Raw genomic sequence first — 19,098 nt, 5'->3', positions numbered from 1 at the left:
ATAATTAAAGCGTCCCGTTGCCACCGTCTGCACACCAGACCTGACCCGAGCAATAGCTGCTCTCATCCGAGGCCAGAGTCACATAAAGCGAGGCGATTTCTACCGGCTGCCCCGGGCGTGCCATCGGCGTGCCAGAGCCCATGCTGACGATCTTCTCCTGCGGCTGGCCGCCGCTTACCTGCAACGGCGTCCAGTAGGGGCCGGGTGCCACGGCATTAACGCGAATGCCTTCGCTGGCCAGCTGTTTTGCCAGCGATTTGGTAAAGGCCACGATGGCGGCTTTGGTCTGGGCATAGTCCAGCACGATGGCGTCTGGATCGAACGCCTGCACGGACGAGGTGTTAACGATCGCGGCGCCCGTTGAAAGATGGTTGAGGGCGGCGCGGGTGATCCAGAACATGGCATAGACGTTGGTTTTGAAGGTGGCATCAAAGTCGGCGGTAGAGAGGTTGCGAATCGAGGTGGAGAACTGCTGACGCCCGGCATTGTTCACCAGGATATCAAGCCCGCCCAGCTCCGAGGCCGCGCGTTCCACCAGGGTTTCGCAGAAGGACTCGGTGCGAATATCGCCGGGGATCGCGACGGCGTTACGGCCTTCCGCCTGGATAAGTTTGATCACTTCTGCCGCGTCGCTCTCCTCTTCAGGCAGATAGCTGATGGCCACGTCTGCACCTTCACGCGCGTAGGCAATCGCCACGGCCCGACCAATCCCCGAATCGCCGCCGGTGATAAGCGCTTTACGGCCTGCGAGCCTGCCGGTGCCGCGGTAGCTGGTCTCGCCATGATCGGCCTGAGGCGTCATCTGCGAGGCGAGCCCCGGCCAGGGTTGAAGCTGCTCAGGGAAGGGAGGGCGAGGGTACTGATCCGGTGAGTTGTTATGCGACATATCAGGCTCCTTATATTTCGGTGATGAATATAAAGCCTGGCATAATGTGATGGATATCGCGCTTTCAGGCGGAATATTTGAGAAATCAGCCCGTTAACGGGCTGATGTACAGGCAGGTTTAACGCGTCACCACGACATCGCTAAAGGTAAAGCGTTTCGGCTGAAAGTTGTCCTGATAGCCGATACGAATAAATACCCGCAGCGCTTCAAACCAGGCGTAGTCGCTGCTGGCTTCTTTTCCGTCACCGCGATCCTCTTTACAGATGTACTCCAGATAGCGCCCGGGCAGGTTGGGGTGAATATCGGCGGCGTTGTGCCACGCTTTGCCCGCCACACAGGTCTGGCTGAGGGTTTTATCCTGTTGCGGCTTGTCCCGGTTGGCAAGCTGGTTGAACCAGGAAAAGGCCTTGCCCGGCTGCAAGGGAAGCGTAATCCAGTTATCCAGTCTGGTGCTGACCCACGGTGCTTCGGACATGGTTTCCCATTTCTTCACATCCACAATGTTGAACAGGCGCTGGTACTGCGAATAAAACACGGCATTGCCGATAGCCATCCTGACGATGGTTAAGGTTGTGCCGTCTGGCTGGGCATCCACTCTGGCTGTCAGCCCGGGTCCCTCTGTTTCCGGGCCGCTCTGGGTATAGCTGAGAGAGCGGAAGGCCGGTTGATACTGCGGATCGGAGAAGGTTTTGTTGATCACAGCAGTGACCTCGGTCGGCAGCGCAAAACGCTGCAACGCGGCCGGGGTATTGTGTTCTAAATCCGGTTGGACAGGGGCCGTATCGGCCAGGTCTTTATTACGCAAGGTCAGAGTGCCGGTCCCTTTAAAGTGCGCAAGATCGGGACTTGCGCAGAGCGTTTTTGTCGCTCTCGTCATCTCCGGCGACAGCCCGGTCGCGGCCCCGGTGTCAGTCACCCGGCCCTGGGTATCCAGCGAGAAGGTGTTAAGGACGCGACCCTGGGCTGTTTCACAGTTGAGCTCGACGTCCTGGATTTTAATCGAGTAAGGCGCGCCGTATTTCTCATCGTGATGGACTTTGTCGAAATCCGTCGCCAGACGCGCTTTTAACATCGTCCCTTCGCGCAGGCTGCTGTTCAGGTCAATAAACTGCTTATCCCCCTGCTTCTCTGGCGAGGAGAGGCCCGCCCACTTCGGCGCAGGGATATTCTGCTTACAGAGATCCAGCCCGGGGGTGGTCATAAATGGGCTGTCAGCCTCAGGTTCGAACGGCGTGCCCGGCGTGAAGCGATCGATGGAGTCGGTACTGTAGACGCGCAGCCCTTTACCCGGCAGGGTGTTGATAAACAGCAGCGTTTTGTCCTGGGTCTGGCAGTCGGTGTGGATCCAGATCTCACTGGACTGGCCCGTCATCGTCGTCACGCGATAAGCCGCGTTGATGCCCTGCCCAATACGTACGGTACTGGCTGGCAGCCATTCGATGCTTTTAACGGGAGCCGGGGGAGGCATGTCGATAGCGAGGGCCGGTGCGGCAAAGAGCAATCCGAAAGAAAAGGCGACGAGCTGTTTCATCTTAATTCCGTTGTTAATCATTCCTTAAAGTGAGGCAACGATAGCGCAAAACGGCGGCGCCTTGTAACACCAGAATCGGGGGTGTTGGAGGGGGAGACAGCATGCGCCCTTACAGTAACAGAAGGGATCCTTCGTAATGTTAGCGCCATGCTGCCTGACGGCAGTCCGGGTCGCAGGACCCTGTGACCACCGAACAACCTGTTATTTATCTGCTGGCATCTTCATCTGCTCAGCCGACTTCAGATGCTGCTCAACGACCGGCGTGTGCGCATCGGCCAAGGCCTTCACATCGGGATCCTTGATGTTTTTGGCATCACTTTGCAGTTTCGACAACACCATCCGGTGATCTTTGGTGCCGGCGTTTTCCATATACATCTTGTCAAATGCGTCGCCACTCTCTTTTTCCAGCTTGTCGGCCATGGCCTTGTGCTGAGCGTCTGGCTCGGTCGGCAATGTCACATCCTTCTGCTTAGCGACCGTCTGGACTTTGGTCAGGGCATCGCCGTGGTCATCGACCATCTTCTGGGCGAAGGCTTTGACTTCGCTGCTCTTGGCCTTGCTCAGGGCGATCTTCGCGGCGGCAACTTCGTTGATATTGGCCTGCGCCATATCTTTTAACGCTTTTTCGTCGCCGGAGCTGAGCTTAGCCATCGATCCGGTCGAACTGGTCTGGGCTGAGGCGTCACTCTGCGCGGCGCTCGTTGACTGGGCCTGCACGCCGACAGTGCTGAACATCGCTGCGACTGCTGATGCAATCAGCAGTACTTTCAGTTTGTTACGCTTTTGCATGTTGTTCTCCTGATGGTCATGGGTAGGGTAGATGTCAAGTCATTCATCTTTCATATCCTGCTGACTAAAATACAACTGCAATGGTCAGTATAGTGGATGGGCGGGTTGCGGCAGCAGATTAAGCTATTATCCTGGAGGAAGGGTGGCAGGAAATGATGCAGGTGAAGAGCCGGAAGCAAAAGTGAGTGGAGTACCCTGGTATGTTGCTGATATGATAGAAAAATGTATAGAAGAGGTGGCGTATGAGCACAGACAAGATAGCTACGTTGTTTAGATATAAGCGCTGGATAGACAGTGAAACTTTACAAGCGATTAAAAGAGTTGATGTTTCTGCTAATGCAGAAAAGCGCCATCTGACGCTCAGATTGATGAATCACATCTATGTCGTTGATATGATTTTTCGGGCTAACATTACCGGTCAGAAGCACGACTACACTGCCCTGAATACGCCAGAAACCCCCTCTCCAGATGAACTTTTGACAAAGATGACTGAATGCACAGAGTGGTACATTCAACATGTCGATTCAATGACCCCCGCTGACCTTGTAGAAGCCATAAAATTCCAGTTCGTCGATGGCGGACAGGGAGAAATGAAAGCTGTCGATATGCTCAATCATGTGCTGTTTCATGGAGCATATCATCGGGGCGCGGTGGGCTGGCTGCTTTCAGAAAGTGGCATCACCCCACCTAAGGATGTACTGACCGTTTTTCTCAGAGATCATAACCACGATTAAAGGAGACGTTAAGTATCGCTTTGTCATCGATATGCAGGCTACGTGCGAGTAGCGGACAGGCATAATTTTGTCTTACTGAGTGGGGGAGGAACAGATGGAAAACCCAGGCCCGGACATCACTATCAGCCCTGCGCGGCCGGAACACTTTGCTGCATTACGCGCCATTGAATTAGCGGCTTTTGAGACACTGCGCGAAGCAGGGGCGGTAACGGGGCAGGCTGTCGCAAATAGCCTGAAAGATTTTGCTGATTTCAGCCGCGACGGTTTGCTGCTCGCCGCGTTTACTCCAGATGGTACTCCCGTAGGATTTGTCGCAGGCGTATTCGAGAACAGATGGCTGCATATTGCCGAAATTGATGTGCATCCACACTGGCAGCGCCGTGGGATCGGCAGATTATTAATGCAGGCACTGCTCTCTATCGGGCAACAACGCAGCCTGGCCGGTGCCACATTGACAACAGATAACATAGCCGCCTTTAATGCAAATTTTTACGCCACGCTGGGTTTTGAGATAGTGGAAGGCGAATCGTGTCCGCTTCACCTGAGAAGCCAGAAAGAAGAGGAAGTTGAAATAGGTTTCGATCCGGCGCGGCGCGTAGGGATGCGGTTGGACTTTTAAGATTGCGGGATAACCTTAGGGTATGAAATGGATTTATCCAACCAGCCGTAGCCCTTTCGCAACTACTCTTTTAAATTCTTCGCAATCGGTATGCTCTGGCTGGGTACAGTGCGCAACATGCTTTAGTCCTCGACTTAACAGCTGAAGTTTGCGAATGGTCGCGTCAATCTCCCTCGAACGTTGAGTAAGTCGATCGCGATCCAACGCTATCTTACCTTCCGTCCCGAACATCGACGCAATTTCATCCAGCGTAAATCCCGCCGCCTGTCCCAACGCAATCAGTTGCAGTTTACTGAGCACATTTTCATGGTACTGCCGTCTCAGACCATTACGGCCAACGGGTTTGATTAACCCTTTCTTTTCGTAATACCGCAACGCTGAGGGGCTAACCCCGGACAGATCCGCAATTGCTCCGATATCCAGTTCTTTCATCATTGACTTAAACCGCGCTTTAAGTTGCACACTGGCAAACAGCTTATCATTTCACTAAAAAAAGGGATCAGGTATTGGACATGATGATTGTTTTTAAAACTGTCATAACGGGCATTGGCGCAACGCTGGTGATGGACTTGTGGTCATGGTGTCAAAAACATGTCCTTAAGGTTCCGCCACTGAACTATGCCCTGGTGGGGCGCTGGATATTAAGCTTGCCCGGGGGAACGTTTTACCATCATACGATTGCCTCATCGCCGCGAATGCCGGGGGAGTTATTTGCTGGCTGCGTATTCCACTATCTGACCGGGATACTTTTTGCTTTTATACCGCTTTTGCTGAACGGCCCTGTCTGGCTCAGTGAGCCCTCTTTTTCAGCAGGCCTGCTGGCGGGTCTGTTAACGTTATTTGCACCTTTCATCATCCTGCAGCCGGCGTTTGGTTTTGGCATCGCCGCGTCACGGACACCCCACCCGTGGCGGGCTCGCCTGCTGAGTCTGTTCACGCATATGGCGTATGGATTCGGGCTTTATGTCGCGGCCCTTGCGATCGCGGGCTGACTTTTTGGGGGGGAAAAGCCGGGGGCGCTTCGCTTGCCCGGCCTACGCTCGAACTACACCTTATAGCTCTCTGCAAATCATCGCCGCTCCGGTGCTTAACGCATTGAGCCTGTCGTTAGCAACCTGGCGGGATAACGGCGCCATTCCGCAGTTGGTCGGCGGGCGGCAGTAAATGACGGAAGGCACCGGTTAATCGGGTTTGTACGTATATTGATGAGCAGTGTCAGCCCATTGGTGAACTGTGTTTTATAGCGTGATTTCTCTTTATGCAAAGCATTAGCAAAGCAGCACAAGACACTGATAACAATGGAACAAGCAGCGTCATTTTAAACCCTGCTACTTGCGCCATCAGACCGGCAATACCATTGCCAGTCATCATGCCTGTGCGCATGGCATTGGAGTGAAATGCTGATGCGAAGCCGCTACGTTCAGGCAACGCATCCTGAATAAGAGAAATGCCTAAGCCGACAAAAATACCAAAGAATAATCCGTTAAAAAGTTGCAGCACAATCAGTTCGGTCATGTTAGTGGCCAGCTGAAGCAGGCTGTAATAGACGGCAGCAAAGAGAAATCCGACCATAATCAGTGGCTCTTTCCCTGTTTTCTCTGCCAGATGAGCTGCGGCAAGCATAACGGGAATCTCCATTATCGCGGTGGCACTCAGCAGAAAGCCCGGAAACGAAGCGGGTAAATTAAGCTCGTGTACCAGGTAGAGCGGCATAATGGTCAGGTACATGTTATTGGATAAATTTGCCAGCATCATTACTGCGCCCAGGGCCCAAATCATACCCGTAACAGGAGCTTTACTGGCTTGAGTTGTTTCTGTTCTGCCTGTATTGACAGTTTTTTTATCCTGCGAAAGCAGAAACTGGCTTGCAAGTAAGGTTATGGCCGCAAGCAGGGATGAGGCCAGAAAATTAAAGGTGAAGCCAAATCGGTCGGCGAAGACAAATGCCAGAGCCGGTCCGGCAATCCATACGATTGACACGCCTGAACGCATTTGCGTATTGAGTCGCGTAGCGTTAAGCCCTGCCGTTAGTGAATGCTTTCGGATCATCGACAGGAGTAACGGGATAGACGCATTGCCTGGCCCCATCAAGAAAATGCCGATGGCCAGAGCCTCGACAGGTTCACGACAGAAACTGAAGGCTAAACCCGCCAGAAAAAGCGACGTAACAGAAATCATGAAAAGTTGCCTGACTGAATGTCCCTTATCTGCAAGAGATCCCATCAGCTGGCTGAAAAACAATCCTGACAGGGCAAACCCCAGGCTGTAGAAAGTGATAAAAATCGGGCTAGCATGTAACCCGTTTATTAAAAAAAGACTCATTACAGGCAATATGAAGGCGTATGAAATGGCGGTCATTACGTTTATGAGGAACAGCCGCCCAGTGATTCCGGAAAAAAAAGCCATAAATAACAATATCTCCATGTAAGGTAATCTTCTTTTTAACACGGAAACGTCTCAGGATAGTGCACTATTTCACTTCATATGAGATGTGATGATTTTGGGCTCTTAGAGCTTCGTCAGAAGATTTGTGTCCAGCTCCTGAGATAAGCTGACTGAACGTCCGCTTCTCGCTCACAGCGGACATTCATGGTTTCTCATACGCAAAAATGGCTGTTGTCAGCTTATAAAATCTCAAATTCCAGAACATTCCAACCCTAATTCATTACATAAGGTTATTTCAGACTTTGCGAGGGCCCTTTCAGAAAATCCATGCCAGGAGGCATTTAATTCCGGTCTGAGCGCGTTGCCAGGAAGACCACCGCTGCCCCAAGGGCGACGATAAGCGTGTCTTCAATCAGGCCACTTCGGGTCTGGCCTATCTGTGCCATGGCTTTTTTACGTGCCGCAAGCGTTGCATAGGCCATTGGCACCGCGGCAGAGATGGCGATAGCGGCCCCGATTTTTTCTTCTCCTCTGGGTGCCAGCGCAGCACCCGCAATCCCTGCGCTGGCCACGCGTGCGGACAAACCCAAAAAGACGGTGCGGTCTGGCGCTGACTTCATCTTGTCGCCAAACAGCTCACCTGCACCCATCGCTAATGCGCCAAATTTGAATAGCGGACGGTCCAGCAGCAAGAGCTTGCCCGAGGTGTCGCGCCCACTAAGGCGTGCTGCAGCAATGGCCGCCATCGGCGTCATGGAACGGCAGCTGGCGACAAGGCCAATCAGGGCGGAATAAACAAAATCGGTCATTTTCATCAGTTATCTCCCGGATAAATAAAGTTTTTGTATTCAAACGGCAGTCTGCGCGGGCGCATGATGGCGGGTTATCAGGACCAGGGCAGCTGGCTGGACCGGTTACGCCGTCGAGTCGCGTAAGATATTCGACGAGTTAATACCTGACCTGCTCCCCGTTGATTCATACATCTTTATGAAGCAGACAGGCGACGTACTCTCCTTTTATTGATGGCTTTGTGACATTAGCTCAAATCATGCAGTGCCTTATCCAGCGGCGGCGTTAAAAGGATGTCCTGAAACACGACATCCAGACCAGCCCGCTCCGGACTACAACACATTGTACCGATCTTGACCGGACCCGGCGGAAAATAGCTCAGGCGTATTAAAGGCCACGTCTGTCCCTCTGTTGAATACTGTAGTCTCAGGCTGTCTCCTTTACGCGTGAGCCTCAGCCAGAACGCTCGCGCATCGCCGGGAAAAATGCCTGTAGCCCAGTCGGAATGGCCGAGTGTCAGCACGCTGCCAATCGCGGGCGCGCCGTCGTTATATTCAATCCCCGCTTTTAACCAGTGCTGTTCATCACATATCATCATCAGTCCGGCTTGATCATACAGCGTGGTAAAGTCTGCGCAGATCTTGAGCTGGAAAGTAAAATCTCCCTCAACCTCAGTGGCAAAAACATGACCGGAAAAGCGTTCAAACCCGTACCAGGTTTCGCGCCAGAAATCCGTTTTGTCATCGGTGGTGACCTGTAGAGTGCCTTTCTGGCATTGCCACTTTGCAGGCTCATTTATCCAGGCGAACGATTTAAACATAACGGTTCCAAAAATGGTTATGGCTGACCGCAACGAATGCGGCTCAGAATTAAATCAGTATAGCTGTTAAGCAGTTTAACGGATTCAACAGTTTACCTGACTCCCCATGCCCCGCAGCGCTCTCCGTCCCGGCTTGATAATATCTACCGTAACCGGTTCCCTGAGTGCCAAAATTATTATGGAAGATTAAATATGTTTTAACGCTCAGGCGGGTACCCCACCGGCTATAACCCTGTCAGGAATATCACCGGTCACGACGCTACCTGCGGCAATAACAACATCATTGCCAATCTTTACTCCCGGAAGAATTACCGATTTACCTCCAACCCAGACGCGGTCGCCGAGGGTAACCAGAGGTTGTACGCTTATGCTTGCTGATCGTTTTTCTGATGACATGGTTTCCTCTGAGAGTTCCGTTCTGATGAAGAAAGTCGGACAGACGGCATGAGAATAGAACTTCAAGGGTAGACCTGAGAAGCGCATCGAACAATTGTCTGTTCAGGTAATACAGTCAGTCGTGACGAAATGGAATGTAAGGATGGGATAAGATGGCAGGAGTGACGGCGGCACAGAAAGGAAAAGCCGGGCGCGCTTCGCTTGCCCGGCCTACGCTCGAACTAAACCTTACAGCTCTCTACGAATAATCTCCGCTCCGGCGCTTAAGGCATTGAGCTTGCCGTTGGCAACCTGACGGGATAATGGTGCCATCCCACAGTTGGTCGAAGGGTAGAGCTTGTCGGCATCAACGAACTGCAGCGCTTTGCGTAAGGTATTGGCCACTTCTTCCGGCGTCTCGATGGCGTTGGTTGCCACGTCGATGGCGCCTACCATCACTTTTTTACCGCGGATCAGCTCCAGCAGATCCATCGGCACGCGGGAGTTATGGCACTCCAGCGAGATGATATCGATATTCGAGGTCTGCAGTTTAGGGAACGCCTCTTCATATTGCCGCCACTCCGAGCCCAGCGTTTTTTTCCAGTCGGTATTGGCTTTGATGCCATAGCCGTAGCAGATATGCACCGCCGTTTCGCATTTCAGCCCTTCGATGGCGCGCTCTAAGGCGGCAATGCCCCAGTCATTCACCTCATCGAAGAACACGTTAAAGGCAGGTTCATCAAACTGGATAATATCCACACCCGCCGCCTCTAACTCTCTGGCTTCCTGGTTGAGGATTTTGGCGAACTCCCAGGCCAGCTTTTCGCGGCTCTTATAGTGGTTGTCATAGAGGGTGTCGATCATCGTCATCGGGCCCGGCAGCGCCCATTTGATCGGCTGGGTGGTGAGCTGACGGAGATATTTAGCATCATCTACAAACACCGGCTTCTGGCGGGCAACGGCGCCCACCACGGTCGGCACGCTGGCATCATAGCGATTACGGATTTTAACGACTTCGCGTTTCTCAAAATCGACGCCGCTGAGGTGCTCGATAAAGGTGGTGACGAAATGCTGACGCGTTTGCTCACCATCGCTGACGATATCAATGCCCGCCCGCAGCTGATCGTCGAGGGATAAACGCAGCGCATCCTGCTTACCGGCAAGTAATTCCTCATTTTCCAGCTTCCAGGGGGGACCACAGGGTCTCAGGTTGCGCGAGCCAGGACGGTTTAGGCAAGCTGCCGGCCGTGGAGGTGGGGAGCAATGTTTTCATAACAGGTGACCTTATATTTTTAATTAATCAACGCGCGTACTGAGCAGACCATTGCTCAAGAATATTCTTGTACGGTTTGATGAAGTGTTTCTCAGTAAACTTTCCCTGCTCAATCGCTAACTGGCTACGTTCTTCGCGATCGTAAACAATTTTGGTCAGGGAGTGATCCTGGTTGGTCAGGCTGGGTTGATACTGCTGCCCGGCGACCGAATTCGCGTTGTAAATCTCGGGACGATAAATTTTCTGGAACGTCTCCATCGTACTGATGGTGCCGATCAGCTCAATAAAGCTGTAGTCGCTCAGTAAATCGCCGATGAAAAAGAACGCCAGCGGCGCGGCGCTGTTTGGCGGCATAAAGTAGCGAACCTGCAGCCCCATTTTTTTGAAGTAGGTTTCGGTCAGCGACGAACCCTGCTGCTGGTATTCGATGCCTAATACCGGATGTTCATTCCCGATGCGCTGATAGACATTTTTATTGGAGACGCTGAGGCAGATCACCGGCGGCTTGCTGAAGTTCTGCTGGTACTCTTCAGAGTTCACAAAATGTTTGAAGATATTGCCGTGTAACGCGCCAAAATCCTGCGGAATGCTGAACTCCGCCTGATGTTTATTGTGATCCGGCAGCAATACGCTGAAATCATAATCCCGCACGTAAGAAGAGAAGTTATTCCCGACAATACCTTCAATGCGCTCGTTGGTATGTTTATCAATAATGTTGGTTTTCAATATTTCAATGGCCGGGAAGGTGAAGCGGCTATCTTCCGCATCAATATTCATCTCGACAGAGATAATATCCAGCTGAACGGTATAACGATCGCCTTTGGGGTTATCCCAGTGGGCTAAGGCGTTGAATCGGTTGTCGATCATGACTAACGTATTACGCAGGTTCTGCTGGCGATTATCGCCGCGGGCCAGATTGGCAAAGTTAGTGGTAATACGCGTGTTTTCCGAAGGGTTATAATTCTCATCGAAACGACTGCGTTTGATCGTAAAGGTGAAGTCTTTATTCATCGTCATCTCACTTCCTGAGCTCTGGCATAAAAACTGAAACTCGTTAATTTCAGTTTTTATGTTGCTGATACGTTAATGCATCTTTTATGCCAGAGCCCCTGAGCGAGTGAAAGCGACTAAATTTCACTACAACATGAGCCATCTTCATGATCGGCGAACCGATCAGCCAATTTTCTCCGCACGCTGCTCCAGATCCAGCGCGCTGGCGCTGGCCGGATCGAAGAGTGAAAGACTTTCAATTTGATCCAGCATAATCACTTTTCGAAAGGCCATCGCGCTTCTCGGCTGCGAATCGAGAGTGATGTCATGGTCGGCATACCACTTGCTGTAGTTATGCTCAATGCACAGGTTGAGCGTCGTACCGTCGCGATAGCCGCTGAGCATCGGGATCAGCACGATATTGGCGGTCTTTTCATATTCGAGGGTCGCAGTATGGATCATGCCGACGTAAATACGTCGCGACTTAAGCGTCACCAGCGCCAGCTCGCCTTCCTCCATACACTGATACAGCAGCTGTTCAATACCGCTGGATTGCGACAGGCGCTTATAAAGCTGTTTCCGGCCTTCACCGTCCAGCCGGGCGCTGCCCGCCCAGTTAGAGCGATAGAGGCAAAACAGGATCGCAAAGGCCAGCATCACCACCACCGGTGCCTGGATGCCCAGAAAGCTCCAGTTCATAAAATCCACTTGCCAGTTGGCATTGTCCTGGGCGGTTAAGTGGAACGTATTGGCCGCATAAGAGCACCCGAGCAGCACCAGCCAGAGCAGGCCGGTGGCGATCACGCCCTGCAGTACGAAGATACAGCCGTACAGCGCCACCAGAAAATAGACATCCCAGCCGAAGGAGCGCTTAATTTTAAACCGGGTGGAGAGGTCGCGGCTGGTGTACCAGTATCCGCTCACCATCAGCACCATAAATATCGCCGTTCCCATATCAGGCCCTCTTCAGCGCGTTAACATGGCGCAGAAAGTCCTGTCGCACCTCTTTGCTTTTGTAATTGACCGAAGCGTTACCATCCTGATCGATAATAATGCGGTCCCCGTCCTCGACGGCTTCAATAATTTCTTGCTGGCTCATCACCTGCAGCAACGACTCCGGGCTGGAGAAGATCGACATAACCAGACGTCTCATCGCATGGCATCCTTATAAACAAAAAGGTTAAGTCTGGCCGATCCGCGCAGGTGCTGCCTTAAGGTTATGCTGAAAATGTTTCGCTTAGGGGCACACAGAGGAGGGCGAATTAACCTGCTACGGCGCGCAAAACCCACCATAATTAGTAGGGTTAAACAACGCCAGGTGACAATCATGAAGGTCAATATCGACGAATTTAAAACGCACTTCCAGGGGGGAAGTGCTTCTTCCGGACGATGCCGGATACGACGAGGTGCGCCAAATCTGGAACGCCATGATCGACCGCAAACCCGCGTTAATCGCACGCTGCACGTCCACGGAAGATGTTATTCGCGCCATCCAGTTTGGCCGCACGCAAAATCTCCTTATATCGATCCGCGGGGGCGGGCATAACATCGCCGGCAACGCCGTCTGCGACGACGGTCTGATGATCGACCTCTCCCTGATGAAAGACGTGCAGGTGGATCTGACTACCCGCACGGCCAGCGTCGGGCCCGGCTGTACGCTGGGCGACTTTGATCAGGTGGTGCAGGCTCATGGCCTCGCCACGCCGCTGGGCATCAATTCAACCACCGGGGTGGCGGGCCTGACGCTCGGCGGCGGGTTCGGCTGGCTGAGTCGTAAATACGGCATGACCATCGACAATCTGCTCTCTGCCGAAGTTATTACCGCAGACGGCCAGCAGCTGAACGCCAGTGAATCGGAAAACGCGGACCTCTTCTGGGGGCTGCGGGGCGGCGGCGGCAATTTTGGGGTGGTGACGCGCTTTGACTTCCAGCTCCATCCCGTCGGGCCGAACGTGCTGAGCGGGCTCATCGTCTTCCCGTTTGAGCAGGCCAAATCGGTGATCTCGCAGTTTGCCCGCTTCACCGAGACCATGCCGGAGGAGCTCAACGTCTGGATGGTGACGCGCAAGGCGCCGCCGCTGCCGTTCCTGCCCGCAGAGGTTCACGGCAGAGAGATGATCGCGCTGGCTCTGTGCTATGTGGGCGACCCGGAAGAGGGGGGAAAGGCTTATCGCGCCGCTACGCGAGTTCGGCACGGTGCTGGGCGAGCACGTCGGCGTGCAACCTTATACGGCCTGGCAGCAGGCCTTCGATCCGCTGCTGGCGAAAGGGGCGCGCAACTACTGGAAGTCGCACAACTTTGCGCAAATCAGCGACGGCGTGATCGAAGCCATCATCGAATACGCGGCCAGGCTGCCGTCCCCGCACTGTGAAATATTCATCGGGACGATTGGCGGCCAGACGACCCGCGTCGCGCCCGAGGCCATGGCCTACTCCAGCCGGGATGCGAATTACGTGATGAACGTGCACGGCCGCTGGGAAACCGCCGCCGAGGATGAGCGCTGCATCGCCTGGGCGCGGGAGTTCTTCGCCAGATCACAGCCCTTTGCCAGCAGCGGGGCCTATATCAACTTCCTCACCCAGGAGGAGACCGACCGCATCGCCTTCGCGTATGGGGCGACCTGGAACCGGCTGGTGGAGCTGAAGAGCAAGTACGACCCGACAAATCTGTTCCGGATGAATCAGAATATTAAGCCGGTATAAGGCTCGGGGTTGCGCCTGATAACAGTATGTCGTTACAGACTGCGGCGGCTAAACGTCAGGCGCAATTCGGCAAGAGTTTTCTACTCTGGCATGACCCGAAAATATATTTTCATTTCAAGTCTCTGTTAAAAAACGTTATTTTTAGGAATTACTTAGCCGGGCGTTTAAAAATCCATAAACCTGTACAATCAGAGTGTACAACTATCACATATTAGTATATTTTTTTAGCATCTGTTTAACCCCTTAATATCAACACGGAGCACCCATGCGAGGGAACAGTTCGCGCCAAAGTTCAGCTCAGGCAATTACCGCCTACTTTAATAAAGCTAGTATGCGTAGCCAGCAGGAGACGCTGGGTTTAATTGTGGGTGAGATACTGAGTGAAGGACGTCATCTGAGCCGACTGGCTATCTGTACAAAGTTATTACGGCGGGTGGAACAGACGGAAGATGAAGCAGAAATAGCGCACTATAACGAGCTAATAAGCCTTTTTTTTGAACGATAACAAATCACGCGCTGCTTTAGCTCAACAGCAATGTGAGAAAAGTTATGCATAGAACGAGATGTGAAAAGCTAAAAGACGATCTTATTGGTGAGGCTGTTTTATTAATTTTGAAAGACAACGGTCCAATAAATTTTAAGTCTCTTGCCGTTAAACTGAAAATTATGGCCAGTACAGAACGTGATGTTGAAAGACGAAGCGCGCTGTCGTCGGCGGTCGCAGAGGTTGAGCAAAAGGTTAAATCCAGCGGAGGCATGCATTCAGACGTCAGAAAAAATTGTCATATCAACAGCATGCACCATCTTATGGTGAACACGACGCAGCATAAATACGATAAAAAACATTAATCTTTGAGTGAATGATATGAAACCCAATATCTCTCAGTACACACAGCATTTCAATGCACTCCAGGATCAGGCGCTGGCGACGTACTTCCGTTCTGCAGGAGGTAACTTGAGTGTTGAGTCGGCCATATTAGGCTCAGCAATAAGATGTATTATGCTCAGTGGCGATAATTTAAGTAATAAACAAATTATTCTGCAGTTAATTTATGCGCTTGAACAAACATCGGATCAAGAGGCTGCCGATGTGATAAGAAATACGCTAGAAATTGTTGTTGGTTTTACGCGGGATGATATTTAAGTATTAATGTTCGCGCAAACTGCCCTTAACAAGGGCAGTGACCTGTCCTGAAGTGTCATCAAACCTCCCTCCAGTAACAACCCCATAAACATTGTCGTTTACAGGCCTCTGTAAAATAAAATAGTATACCCCCCCTACAGTATCAAGAGGCCTCTCCCATGCCACATTCACCTGAAGATAAAAAACGTGTCCTGACGCGCGTGCGCCGCATTCGCGGGCAGGTCGATGCCCTGGAGCGGGCGCTCGAATCCGGCGAACCCTGTCTCGCCATCCTGCAGCAGATCGCCGCGGTGCGCGGGGCGGCTAACGGGCTGATGGGCGAGATGGTTGAGATTCACCTCAAAGATGAGCTGGTGACGGGCGAGACCACCGCCGATCAGCGGGCCGTGAGAATGGCAGAAGTCGGTCATTTGCTGCGCTCTTATCTAAAATAAAAACCTGACATCACTAAAAGGAAAGCAAGATGAAATCACGTGCTGCTGTTGCATTTGGCCCAGGCCAGCCGCTGAAAATTGTTGAAATTGATGTGGCACCGCCAAAGAAAGGTGAAGTGCTGGTCAAAATCACCCATACCGGCGTGTGCCACACCGATGCATTCACCCTGTCGGGTGACGATCCGGAAGGCGTTTTCCCGGCGGTGCTCGGCCATGAAGGCGGCGGCGTGGTGGTGGAAGTCGGTGAGGGCGTGACCAGCCTGCAGCCGGGCGATCACGTCATCCCGCTGTACACCGCAGAGTGCCGCGAGTGTAAGTTCTGTAAATCCGGCAAAACCAACCTCTGCCAGGCGGTTCGCGCCACGCAGGGCAAAGGCCTGATGCCGGACGGCACCACCCGTTTTTCCTACAACGGCGAGCCGATCTATCACTACATGGGCACCAGCACCTTCAGCGAATACACCGTTTGCGCCGAAATCTCACTGGCGAAAGTCAACCCACAGGCCCCGCTGGATAAGGTCTGTCTGCTGGGCTGTGGCGTCACCACCGGGATTGGCGCAGTACACAACACCGCCAAAGTGAAAGAGGGCGATACCGTAGCGGTGTTCGGTCTGGGCGGGATCGGTCTGGCGGTGATCCAAGGTGCGGTGCAGGCGAAAGCCGGACGCATTCTGGCGGTGGACACCAACCCGGAAAAATTCAAACTGGCCGGTGAGATGGGCGCGACCGATTTCATCAACCCGAACGACTACGACAAGCCGGTGCAGGACGTGATTGTTGAACTCACCGACGGCGGCGTGGACTTCAGCTTCGAATGTATTGGTAACGTCAACGTGATGCGCGCGGCGCTGGAGTGCTGCCACAAGGGCTGGGGCGAAAGCGTCATCATCGGCGTAGCCGGGGCCGGGCAGGAGATCAAAACCCGTCCGTTCCAGCTGGTCACCGGTCGCGTCTGGCGTGGTTCCGCCTTTGGCGGCGTCAAAGGCCGTACCCAGCTGCCGGGCATGGTAGAAGATGCGATGGCGGGCAAAATTCAGCTCGATCCGTTCATCACTCACCGCCTGCCGCTGGAGCAGATCAATGACGCCTTCGATCTGATGCACGAAGGGAAATCCATCCGCACCGTTATCCATTTCGGCGATAACTAACAGACCCTCTCTCTCCCGCTGCGCCTTTATGGGCAGCGGGACGCCATTTCGTTGAAAATCATTACGAAAGTGTGACCAGTGTTGCGATTTTAGCCGTAATCAAATCCAGTGTAGTGCCGATGACTATTTTACAGGCGTGTTTCCACGCATCTTACCTATGAGAGAGTCAACGGCTATGGACAAAACAACAACAGTTCGGGCGCAACATAAGCTGGGCTTCCTGCATCACATCAGGCTGCTCCCGCTTATCTCCTCGATTTTGGGTGGTATTATTTTGCTGTTTGCCCTGAGCGCCGGGCTGGCAGGCTATTTTCTGTTGCAGGCGGATACAGATCTGCAGGATGTGACCGCTGAAATTCAGGTGCGTACCGGGTTATCAAACAGTTCCAACCACCTGCGCACGGCGCGTATCAACATGATCCACGCGGGTGCCGCCAGCCGTATTGCCGAGATGGACGCGATGAAAAAGAACATCGCGGAAGCCGAACAGCGGATCAAACAGTCGCAGGACAGCTTCGCCATTTATATGAACCGTAACGTTCGTACTCCGGCGGATGAAGCGCTGGATGGCGAGCTGAAATCCAGCTACCAGGCCTACATTGATGGCATGAAGCCGATGCTGAAATATGCCAAAAACGGCATGTTCGAAGCCATCATCAACCACGAAAATGAAAACGCGCGTCCGCTGGATGACGCCTACAACGAAGTATTGCTGAAGGCGATCAAGATCCGTACCGACCGCGCCAATATGCTCACCGAGCAGGCGCATACCCGCACCCAGATGGGGCTGATGTTTATGATCGGTGCCTTTGGTCTGGCGCTGGTCCTGACGGTCATCACCTTTATCGTGCTGCGTCGCACGGTGATTAACCCGCTGCAGCGCGCGGCGAATCGTATCGCCCATATCGCCAAAGGCGACCTGACTCTGGCCGAAGACCTGACCGGGCGCAGCGAAATTGGCCGTCTGACCCACGATCTGCAAACTATGCAGCGTTCGCTGGTGGGTACCGTTGGCACCGTGCGCCAGGGCGTGGAAGAGATCTATCGCGGCACCAGCGAAATCTCCGCCGGTAACACCGACCTCTCATCACGTACCGAACAGCAGGCTGCCGCCATTGAGCAGACGGCTGCCAGCATGGAACAGCTGACCGCCACCGTGAAGCAGAACGCCGATAACGCCCATCACGCCAGCAAACTGGCGGAAGACGCCTCCGGTAAAGCCAGCCGTGGCGGCCAGATGGTCTCCGGCGTAGTGAAAACCATGGGTAATATCTCCAGCAGCTCGAAGAAAATTTCTGAGATCACCGCGGTGATCAACAGCATCGCCTTCCAGACCAACATCCTGGCGCTGAACGCCGCGGTGGAAGCCGCCCGTGCCGGTGAGCAGGGCCGTGGATTTGCCGTGGTCGCCAGCGAAGTCCGTACCCTGGCCAGCCGCAGCGCCAACGCCGCGAAAGAAATCGAAGGGCTGATCAACGAATCTGTGTCGCTCATTGACCAGGGCTCCGGCGAAGTGGTTGCGGCCGGTAATACCATGAGCGAGATCGTGGAAGCGGTGAAACGCGTTACCGACATCATGCTGGAGATCGCCGCCGCCTCCGACGAGCAAAGCCGTGGCATTGTGCAGGTGAGCCAGGCGATCTCGGAGATGGATAAAGTGACCCAGCAGAACGCCTCGCTGGTGGAAGAAGCCTCCGCGGCGGCGGCCTCGCTGGAAGATCAGGCTGCCCGTCTGACCGAAGCGGTCGGCACCTTCCGTCTGCACGGTATGACCCAGACGCGCAGCAGCAGCAACAAAGCTGCCCCGACCGCGCCTGCCGCACCGCTGCGTCCGGCGGTTGTTGATGGTGATAACTGGGAAACCTTCTGATTTCCCTGCCGGGTGGCGCTGCGCTTACCCGGCCTACAAAACCGTAGGCCCGTGCAAGCAAAGCGCCGCCGGGCAATAAGGGTTCATGTTTCGACATGAACCCTTTTTTTATTCCCCGCTATGCTGGTTGTAAGGGCTGAAGAGGAACAGGGTCATGAAACAATTGATGCAGGTGGTATGCGCCGCAGGGTTACTGGCTGGCTGTGCTTCCGGCGGCAGCGTGGGGGTCGGCGGTGTGGGCATAGGCGGGGGCGGTGGCAGCGGCGGCGTGGGGGTCGGCTTGTCGTTTCCGGTCGGCGGCAGCACGTCGACCGCGGAGAGCGGGCAGGCAGACTGCGAAGGCGACGTTTACCGCGTACAGCCGCGTTATCCCGAGCAGGCGGCGGCGCAGAATTACTCCGGCAGGGTGACGGTCTCGTTTAACGTCAAGCTCAACGGGCGGGCGGCGGACTACGAGGCGGCAGGGGATAAACCTTTCTTCGAAGAGACGAAACGAGCGGTAATGCGCAGCTGTTGGCCAGCCGGCGTCAGGCAGAGTTGGGTAATCAATTACCAGGGCGGTAAAACGGCGACCTGGATGCAGAATTCCTTGTCAGGCACGCCATAAA

At 53.7% G+C, this 19,098-nt stretch carries 23 protein-coding genes and 1 pseudogene; 12 read left to right on the top strand and 12 right to left on the bottom strand.

Translation table 11 applies throughout. The annotated features are described in order from the left end of the window. Nucleotides 1-4: 4 nt before the first annotated feature. The 3 genes from AAHB66_RS12150 to AAHB66_RS12140 all read right to left on the bottom strand — a co-directional run bounded on the left by AAHB66_RS12150 (nucleotide 5) and on the right by AAHB66_RS12140 (nucleotide 3,206). On the bottom strand, nucleotides 5-886 hold the full coding sequence (locus tag AAHB66_RS12150) for an SDR family oxidoreductase (RefSeq protein WP_347113052.1): 882 nt from the start codon (nucleotides 884-886) through the stop codon (nucleotides 5-7). Nucleotides 887-1,004: 118 nt separating this feature from the next. Beyond that, nucleotides 1,005-2,417 (bottom strand): hypothetical protein, encoded by a 1,413-nt coding sequence (locus AAHB66_RS12145; protein ID WP_347113051.1) that lies wholly within the window; start codon nucleotides 2,415-2,417, stop codon nucleotides 1,005-1,007. Nucleotides 2,418-2,618: 201 nt separating this feature from the next. Further along, entirely contained in the window at nucleotides 2,619-3,206 is a 588-nt protein-coding gene (locus AAHB66_RS12140) for a DUF4142 domain-containing protein (RefSeq protein WP_347113050.1), read from the bottom strand. A gap of 242 nt (nucleotides 3,207-3,448) precedes the next feature. On the opposite strand from AAHB66_RS12140, the gene AAHB66_RS12135 reads away from it, so the two are divergent. Together AAHB66_RS12135 and AAHB66_RS12130 are read left to right on the top strand one after the other, a co-directional pair. Continuing rightward, nucleotides 3,449-3,940, top strand: a complete 492-nt coding sequence (locus AAHB66_RS12135; RefSeq protein WP_347113049.1) for a DinB family protein — start codon at nucleotides 3,449-3,451, stop codon at nucleotides 3,938-3,940. 94 nt (nucleotides 3,941-4,034) lie between these two features. Next, nucleotides 4,035-4,559: a GNAT family N-acetyltransferase gene (locus tag AAHB66_RS12130; protein WP_347113048.1), complete on the top strand. Its 525-nt coding sequence runs from the start codon at nucleotides 4,035-4,037 to the stop codon at nucleotides 4,557-4,559. Nucleotides 4,560-4,592: 33 nt separating this feature from the next. On the opposite strand, the gene AAHB66_RS12125 is transcribed toward AAHB66_RS12130, so the two are convergent. Next, nucleotides 4,593-4,991 carry a helix-turn-helix domain-containing protein gene (locus tag AAHB66_RS12125; RefSeq protein ID WP_347116469.1) on the bottom strand — a complete coding sequence of 133 codons (399 nt, stop codon included), beginning with the start codon at nucleotides 4,989-4,991 and terminating at the stop codon, nucleotides 4,593-4,595. A gap of 80 nt (nucleotides 4,992-5,071) precedes the next feature. Here AAHB66_RS12125 and AAHB66_RS12120 point away from each other — a divergent pair, with 80 nt between their 5' ends. Beyond that, complete coding sequence (locus AAHB66_RS12120; RefSeq protein ID WP_347113047.1) at nucleotides 5,072-5,551, top strand: DUF2938 family protein; 480 nt, start codon at nucleotides 5,072-5,074, stop codon at nucleotides 5,549-5,551. Between the two features lie 223 nt (nucleotides 5,552-5,774). Here AAHB66_RS12120 and AAHB66_RS12115 read toward each other — a convergent pair whose 3' ends face one another. From AAHB66_RS12115 to AAHB66_RS12080, 8 genes and pseudogenes are all read right to left on the bottom strand, one after another. Then, nucleotides 5,775-6,983, bottom strand: coding sequence for a sugar efflux transporter (locus AAHB66_RS12115; protein WP_347113046.1), 1,209 nt, complete (start codon nucleotides 6,981-6,983; stop codon nucleotides 5,775-5,777). Between the two features lie 302 nt (nucleotides 6,984-7,285). Next, complete coding sequence (locus AAHB66_RS12110) at nucleotides 7,286-7,759, bottom strand: hypothetical protein (RefSeq protein ID WP_225758702.1); 474 nt, start codon at nucleotides 7,757-7,759, stop codon at nucleotides 7,286-7,288. 221 nt (nucleotides 7,760-7,980) lie between these two features. Further along, entirely contained in the window at nucleotides 7,981-8,553 is a 573-nt protein-coding gene (locus tag AAHB66_RS12105) for a DUF1349 domain-containing protein (RefSeq protein WP_347113045.1), read from the bottom strand. Nucleotides 8,554-8,757: 204 nt separating this feature from the next. Further along, nucleotides 8,758-8,949, bottom strand: a complete 192-nt coding sequence (locus AAHB66_RS12100; protein ID WP_347116468.1) for a DapH/DapD/GlmU-related protein — start codon at nucleotides 8,947-8,949, stop codon at nucleotides 8,758-8,760. Between the two features lie 228 nt (nucleotides 8,950-9,177). After that, nucleotides 9,178-10,201 (bottom strand): annotated as a pseudogene (locus tag AAHB66_RS12095) (methionine synthase). Nucleotides 10,202-10,228: 27 nt separating this feature from the next. Further along, the gene (locus AAHB66_RS12090) at nucleotides 10,229-11,212 is read right to left on the bottom strand and encodes a DUF1852 domain-containing protein (RefSeq protein ID WP_347116467.1); all 984 of its coding nucleotides are present in this window, start codon (nucleotides 11,210-11,212) and stop codon (nucleotides 10,229-10,231) included. 162 nt (nucleotides 11,213-11,374) lie between these two features. Then, on the bottom strand, nucleotides 11,375-12,145 hold the full coding sequence (locus tag AAHB66_RS12085; RefSeq protein WP_347113043.1) for a hypothetical protein: 771 nt from the start codon (nucleotides 12,143-12,145) through the stop codon (nucleotides 11,375-11,377). A 1-nt stretch (nucleotide 12,146) separates the two neighbouring features. Beyond that, nucleotides 12,147-12,344, bottom strand: a complete 198-nt coding sequence (locus tag AAHB66_RS12080) for a hypothetical protein (RefSeq protein WP_142489601.1) — start codon at nucleotides 12,342-12,344, stop codon at nucleotides 12,147-12,149. Between the two features lie 253 nt (nucleotides 12,345-12,597). On the opposite strand from AAHB66_RS12080, the gene AAHB66_RS12075 reads away from it, so the two are divergent. The 9 genes from AAHB66_RS12075 to AAHB66_RS12035 all read left to right on the top strand — a co-directional run bounded on the left by AAHB66_RS12075 (nucleotide 12,598) and on the right by AAHB66_RS12035 (nucleotide 19,097). Beyond that, nucleotides 12,598-13,563, top strand: a complete 966-nt coding sequence (locus AAHB66_RS12075) for an FAD-dependent oxidoreductase (RefSeq protein WP_347113041.1) — start codon at nucleotides 12,598-12,600, stop codon at nucleotides 13,561-13,563. 52 nt (nucleotides 13,564-13,615) lie between these two features. Then, nucleotides 13,616-13,894 (top strand): BBE domain-containing protein, encoded by a 279-nt coding sequence (locus tag AAHB66_RS12070; protein WP_347116466.1) that lies wholly within the window; start codon nucleotides 13,616-13,618, stop codon nucleotides 13,892-13,894. Nucleotides 13,895-14,159: 265 nt separating this feature from the next. Further along, nucleotides 14,160-14,399 (top strand): regulatory protein YcgZ, encoded by a 240-nt coding sequence (gene ycgZ, locus AAHB66_RS12065; RefSeq protein WP_347113040.1) that lies wholly within the window; start codon nucleotides 14,160-14,162, stop codon nucleotides 14,397-14,399. A gap of 44 nt (nucleotides 14,400-14,443) precedes the next feature. Beyond that, the gene (locus AAHB66_RS12060) at nucleotides 14,444-14,743 is read left to right on the top strand and encodes a hypothetical protein (RefSeq protein WP_347113039.1); all 300 of its coding nucleotides are present in this window, start codon (nucleotides 14,444-14,446) and stop codon (nucleotides 14,741-14,743) included. A 16-nt stretch (nucleotides 14,744-14,759) separates the two neighbouring features. After that, on the top strand, nucleotides 14,760-15,038 hold the full coding sequence (locus AAHB66_RS12055) for a biofilm development regulator YmgB/AriR family protein (protein ID WP_347113037.1): 279 nt from the start codon (nucleotides 14,760-14,762) through the stop codon (nucleotides 15,036-15,038). Nucleotides 15,039-15,196: 158 nt separating this feature from the next. Continuing rightward, the gene (locus AAHB66_RS12050; RefSeq protein ID WP_032610935.1) at nucleotides 15,197-15,472 is read left to right on the top strand and encodes a metal/formaldehyde-sensitive transcriptional repressor; all 276 of its coding nucleotides are present in this window, start codon (nucleotides 15,197-15,199) and stop codon (nucleotides 15,470-15,472) included. 29 nt (nucleotides 15,473-15,501) lie between these two features. Next, nucleotides 15,502-16,620 (top strand): S-(hydroxymethyl)glutathione dehydrogenase/class III alcohol dehydrogenase, encoded by a 1,119-nt coding sequence (locus AAHB66_RS12045; RefSeq protein WP_347113036.1) that lies wholly within the window; start codon nucleotides 15,502-15,504, stop codon nucleotides 16,618-16,620. A 175-nt stretch (nucleotides 16,621-16,795) separates the two neighbouring features. Continuing rightward, on the top strand, nucleotides 16,796-18,490 hold the full coding sequence (locus AAHB66_RS12040) for a methyl-accepting chemotaxis protein (RefSeq protein WP_347113035.1): 1,695 nt from the start codon (nucleotides 16,796-16,798) through the stop codon (nucleotides 18,488-18,490). A gap of 154 nt (nucleotides 18,491-18,644) precedes the next feature. Next, nucleotides 18,645-19,097, top strand: a complete 453-nt coding sequence (locus AAHB66_RS12035) for an energy transducer TonB (protein ID WP_347113033.1) — start codon at nucleotides 18,645-18,647, stop codon at nucleotides 19,095-19,097. The last annotated feature ends 1 nt before the right edge of the window (nucleotide 19,098 follow it).

It is taken from the genome of Leclercia sp. S52 (assembly GCF_039727615.1).
Lineage (GTDB): Bacteria > Pseudomonadota > Gammaproteobacteria > Enterobacterales > Enterobacteriaceae > Enterobacter > Enterobacter adecarboxylatus_B.
This window is presented reverse-complemented; position numbering and strand designations above follow the sequence as displayed.

What these genes read in the sequence shown, in the direction of transcription:
- AAHB66_RS12060 (WP_347113039.1), top strand. Translation starts at nt 14,444, where the DNA reads ATGCATAGAACGAGATGTGAAAAGCTAAAAGACGATCTTATTGGTGAG.
- AAHB66_RS12110 (WP_225758702.1), bottom strand. Translation starts at nt 7,759, where the DNA reads ATGAAAATGACCGATTTTGTTTATTCCGCCCTGATTGGCCTTGTCGCC.
- AAHB66_RS12145 (WP_347113051.1), bottom strand. Translation starts at nt 2,417, where the DNA reads ATGAAACAGCTCGTCGCCTTTTCTTTCGGATTGCTCTTTGCCGCACCG.
- AAHB66_RS12045 (WP_347113036.1), top strand. Translation starts at nt 15,502, where the DNA reads ATGAAATCACGTGCTGCTGTTGCATTTGGCCCAGGCCAGCCGCTGAAA.
- ycgZ (WP_347113040.1), top strand. Translation starts at nt 14,160, where the DNA reads ATGCGAGGGAACAGTTCGCGCCAAAGTTCAGCTCAGGCAATTACCGCC.
- AAHB66_RS12125 (WP_347116469.1), bottom strand. Translation starts at nt 4,991, where the DNA reads ATGAAAGAACTGGATATCGGAGCAATTGCGGATCTGTCCGGGGTTAGC.
- AAHB66_RS12130 (WP_347113048.1), top strand. Translation starts at nt 4,035, where the DNA reads ATGGAAAACCCAGGCCCGGACATCACTATCAGCCCTGCGCGGCCGGAA.
- AAHB66_RS12085 (WP_347113043.1), bottom strand. Translation starts at nt 12,145, where the DNA reads ATGGGAACGGCGATATTTATGGTGCTGATGGTGAGCGGATACTGGTAC.
- AAHB66_RS12040 (WP_347113035.1), top strand. Translation starts at nt 16,796, where the DNA reads ATGGACAAAACAACAACAGTTCGGGCGCAACATAAGCTGGGCTTCCTG.
- AAHB66_RS12080 (WP_142489601.1), bottom strand. Translation starts at nt 12,344, where the DNA reads ATGAGACGTCTGGTTATGTCGATCTTCTCCAGCCCGGAGTCGTTGCTG.
- AAHB66_RS12150 (WP_347113052.1), bottom strand. Translation starts at nt 886, where the DNA reads ATGTCGCATAACAACTCACCGGATCAGTACCCTCGCCCTCCCTTCCCT.
- AAHB66_RS12135 (WP_347113049.1), top strand. Translation starts at nt 3,449, where the DNA reads ATGAGCACAGACAAGATAGCTACGTTGTTTAGATATAAGCGCTGGATA.
- AAHB66_RS12100 (WP_347116468.1), bottom strand. Translation starts at nt 8,949, where the DNA reads ATGTCATCAGAAAAACGATCAGCAAGCATAAGCGTACAACCTCTGGTT.
- AAHB66_RS12120 (WP_347113047.1), top strand. Translation starts at nt 5,072, where the DNA reads ATGATGATTGTTTTTAAAACTGTCATAACGGGCATTGGCGCAACGCTG.
- AAHB66_RS12050 (WP_032610935.1), top strand. Translation starts at nt 15,197, where the DNA reads ATGCCACATTCACCTGAAGATAAAAAACGTGTCCTGACGCGCGTGCGC.
- AAHB66_RS12035 (WP_347113033.1), top strand. Translation starts at nt 18,645, where the DNA reads ATGAAACAATTGATGCAGGTGGTATGCGCCGCAGGGTTACTGGCTGGC.
- AAHB66_RS12140 (WP_347113050.1), bottom strand. Translation starts at nt 3,206, where the DNA reads ATGCAAAAGCGTAACAAACTGAAAGTACTGCTGATTGCATCAGCAGTC.
- AAHB66_RS12090 (WP_347116467.1), bottom strand. Translation starts at nt 11,212, where the DNA reads ATGAATAAAGACTTCACCTTTACGATCAAACGCAGTCGTTTCGATGAG.
- AAHB66_RS12070 (WP_347116466.1), top strand. Translation starts at nt 13,616, where the DNA reads ATGGCCTACTCCAGCCGGGATGCGAATTACGTGATGAACGTGCACGGC.
- AAHB66_RS12115 (WP_347113046.1), bottom strand. Translation starts at nt 6,983, where the DNA reads ATGGAGATATTGTTATTTATGGCTTTTTTTTCCGGAATCACTGGGCGG.
- AAHB66_RS12055 (WP_347113037.1), top strand. Translation starts at nt 14,760, where the DNA reads ATGAAACCCAATATCTCTCAGTACACACAGCATTTCAATGCACTCCAG.
- AAHB66_RS12105 (WP_347113045.1), bottom strand. Translation starts at nt 8,553, where the DNA reads ATGTTTAAATCGTTCGCCTGGATAAATGAGCCTGCAAAGTGGCAATGC.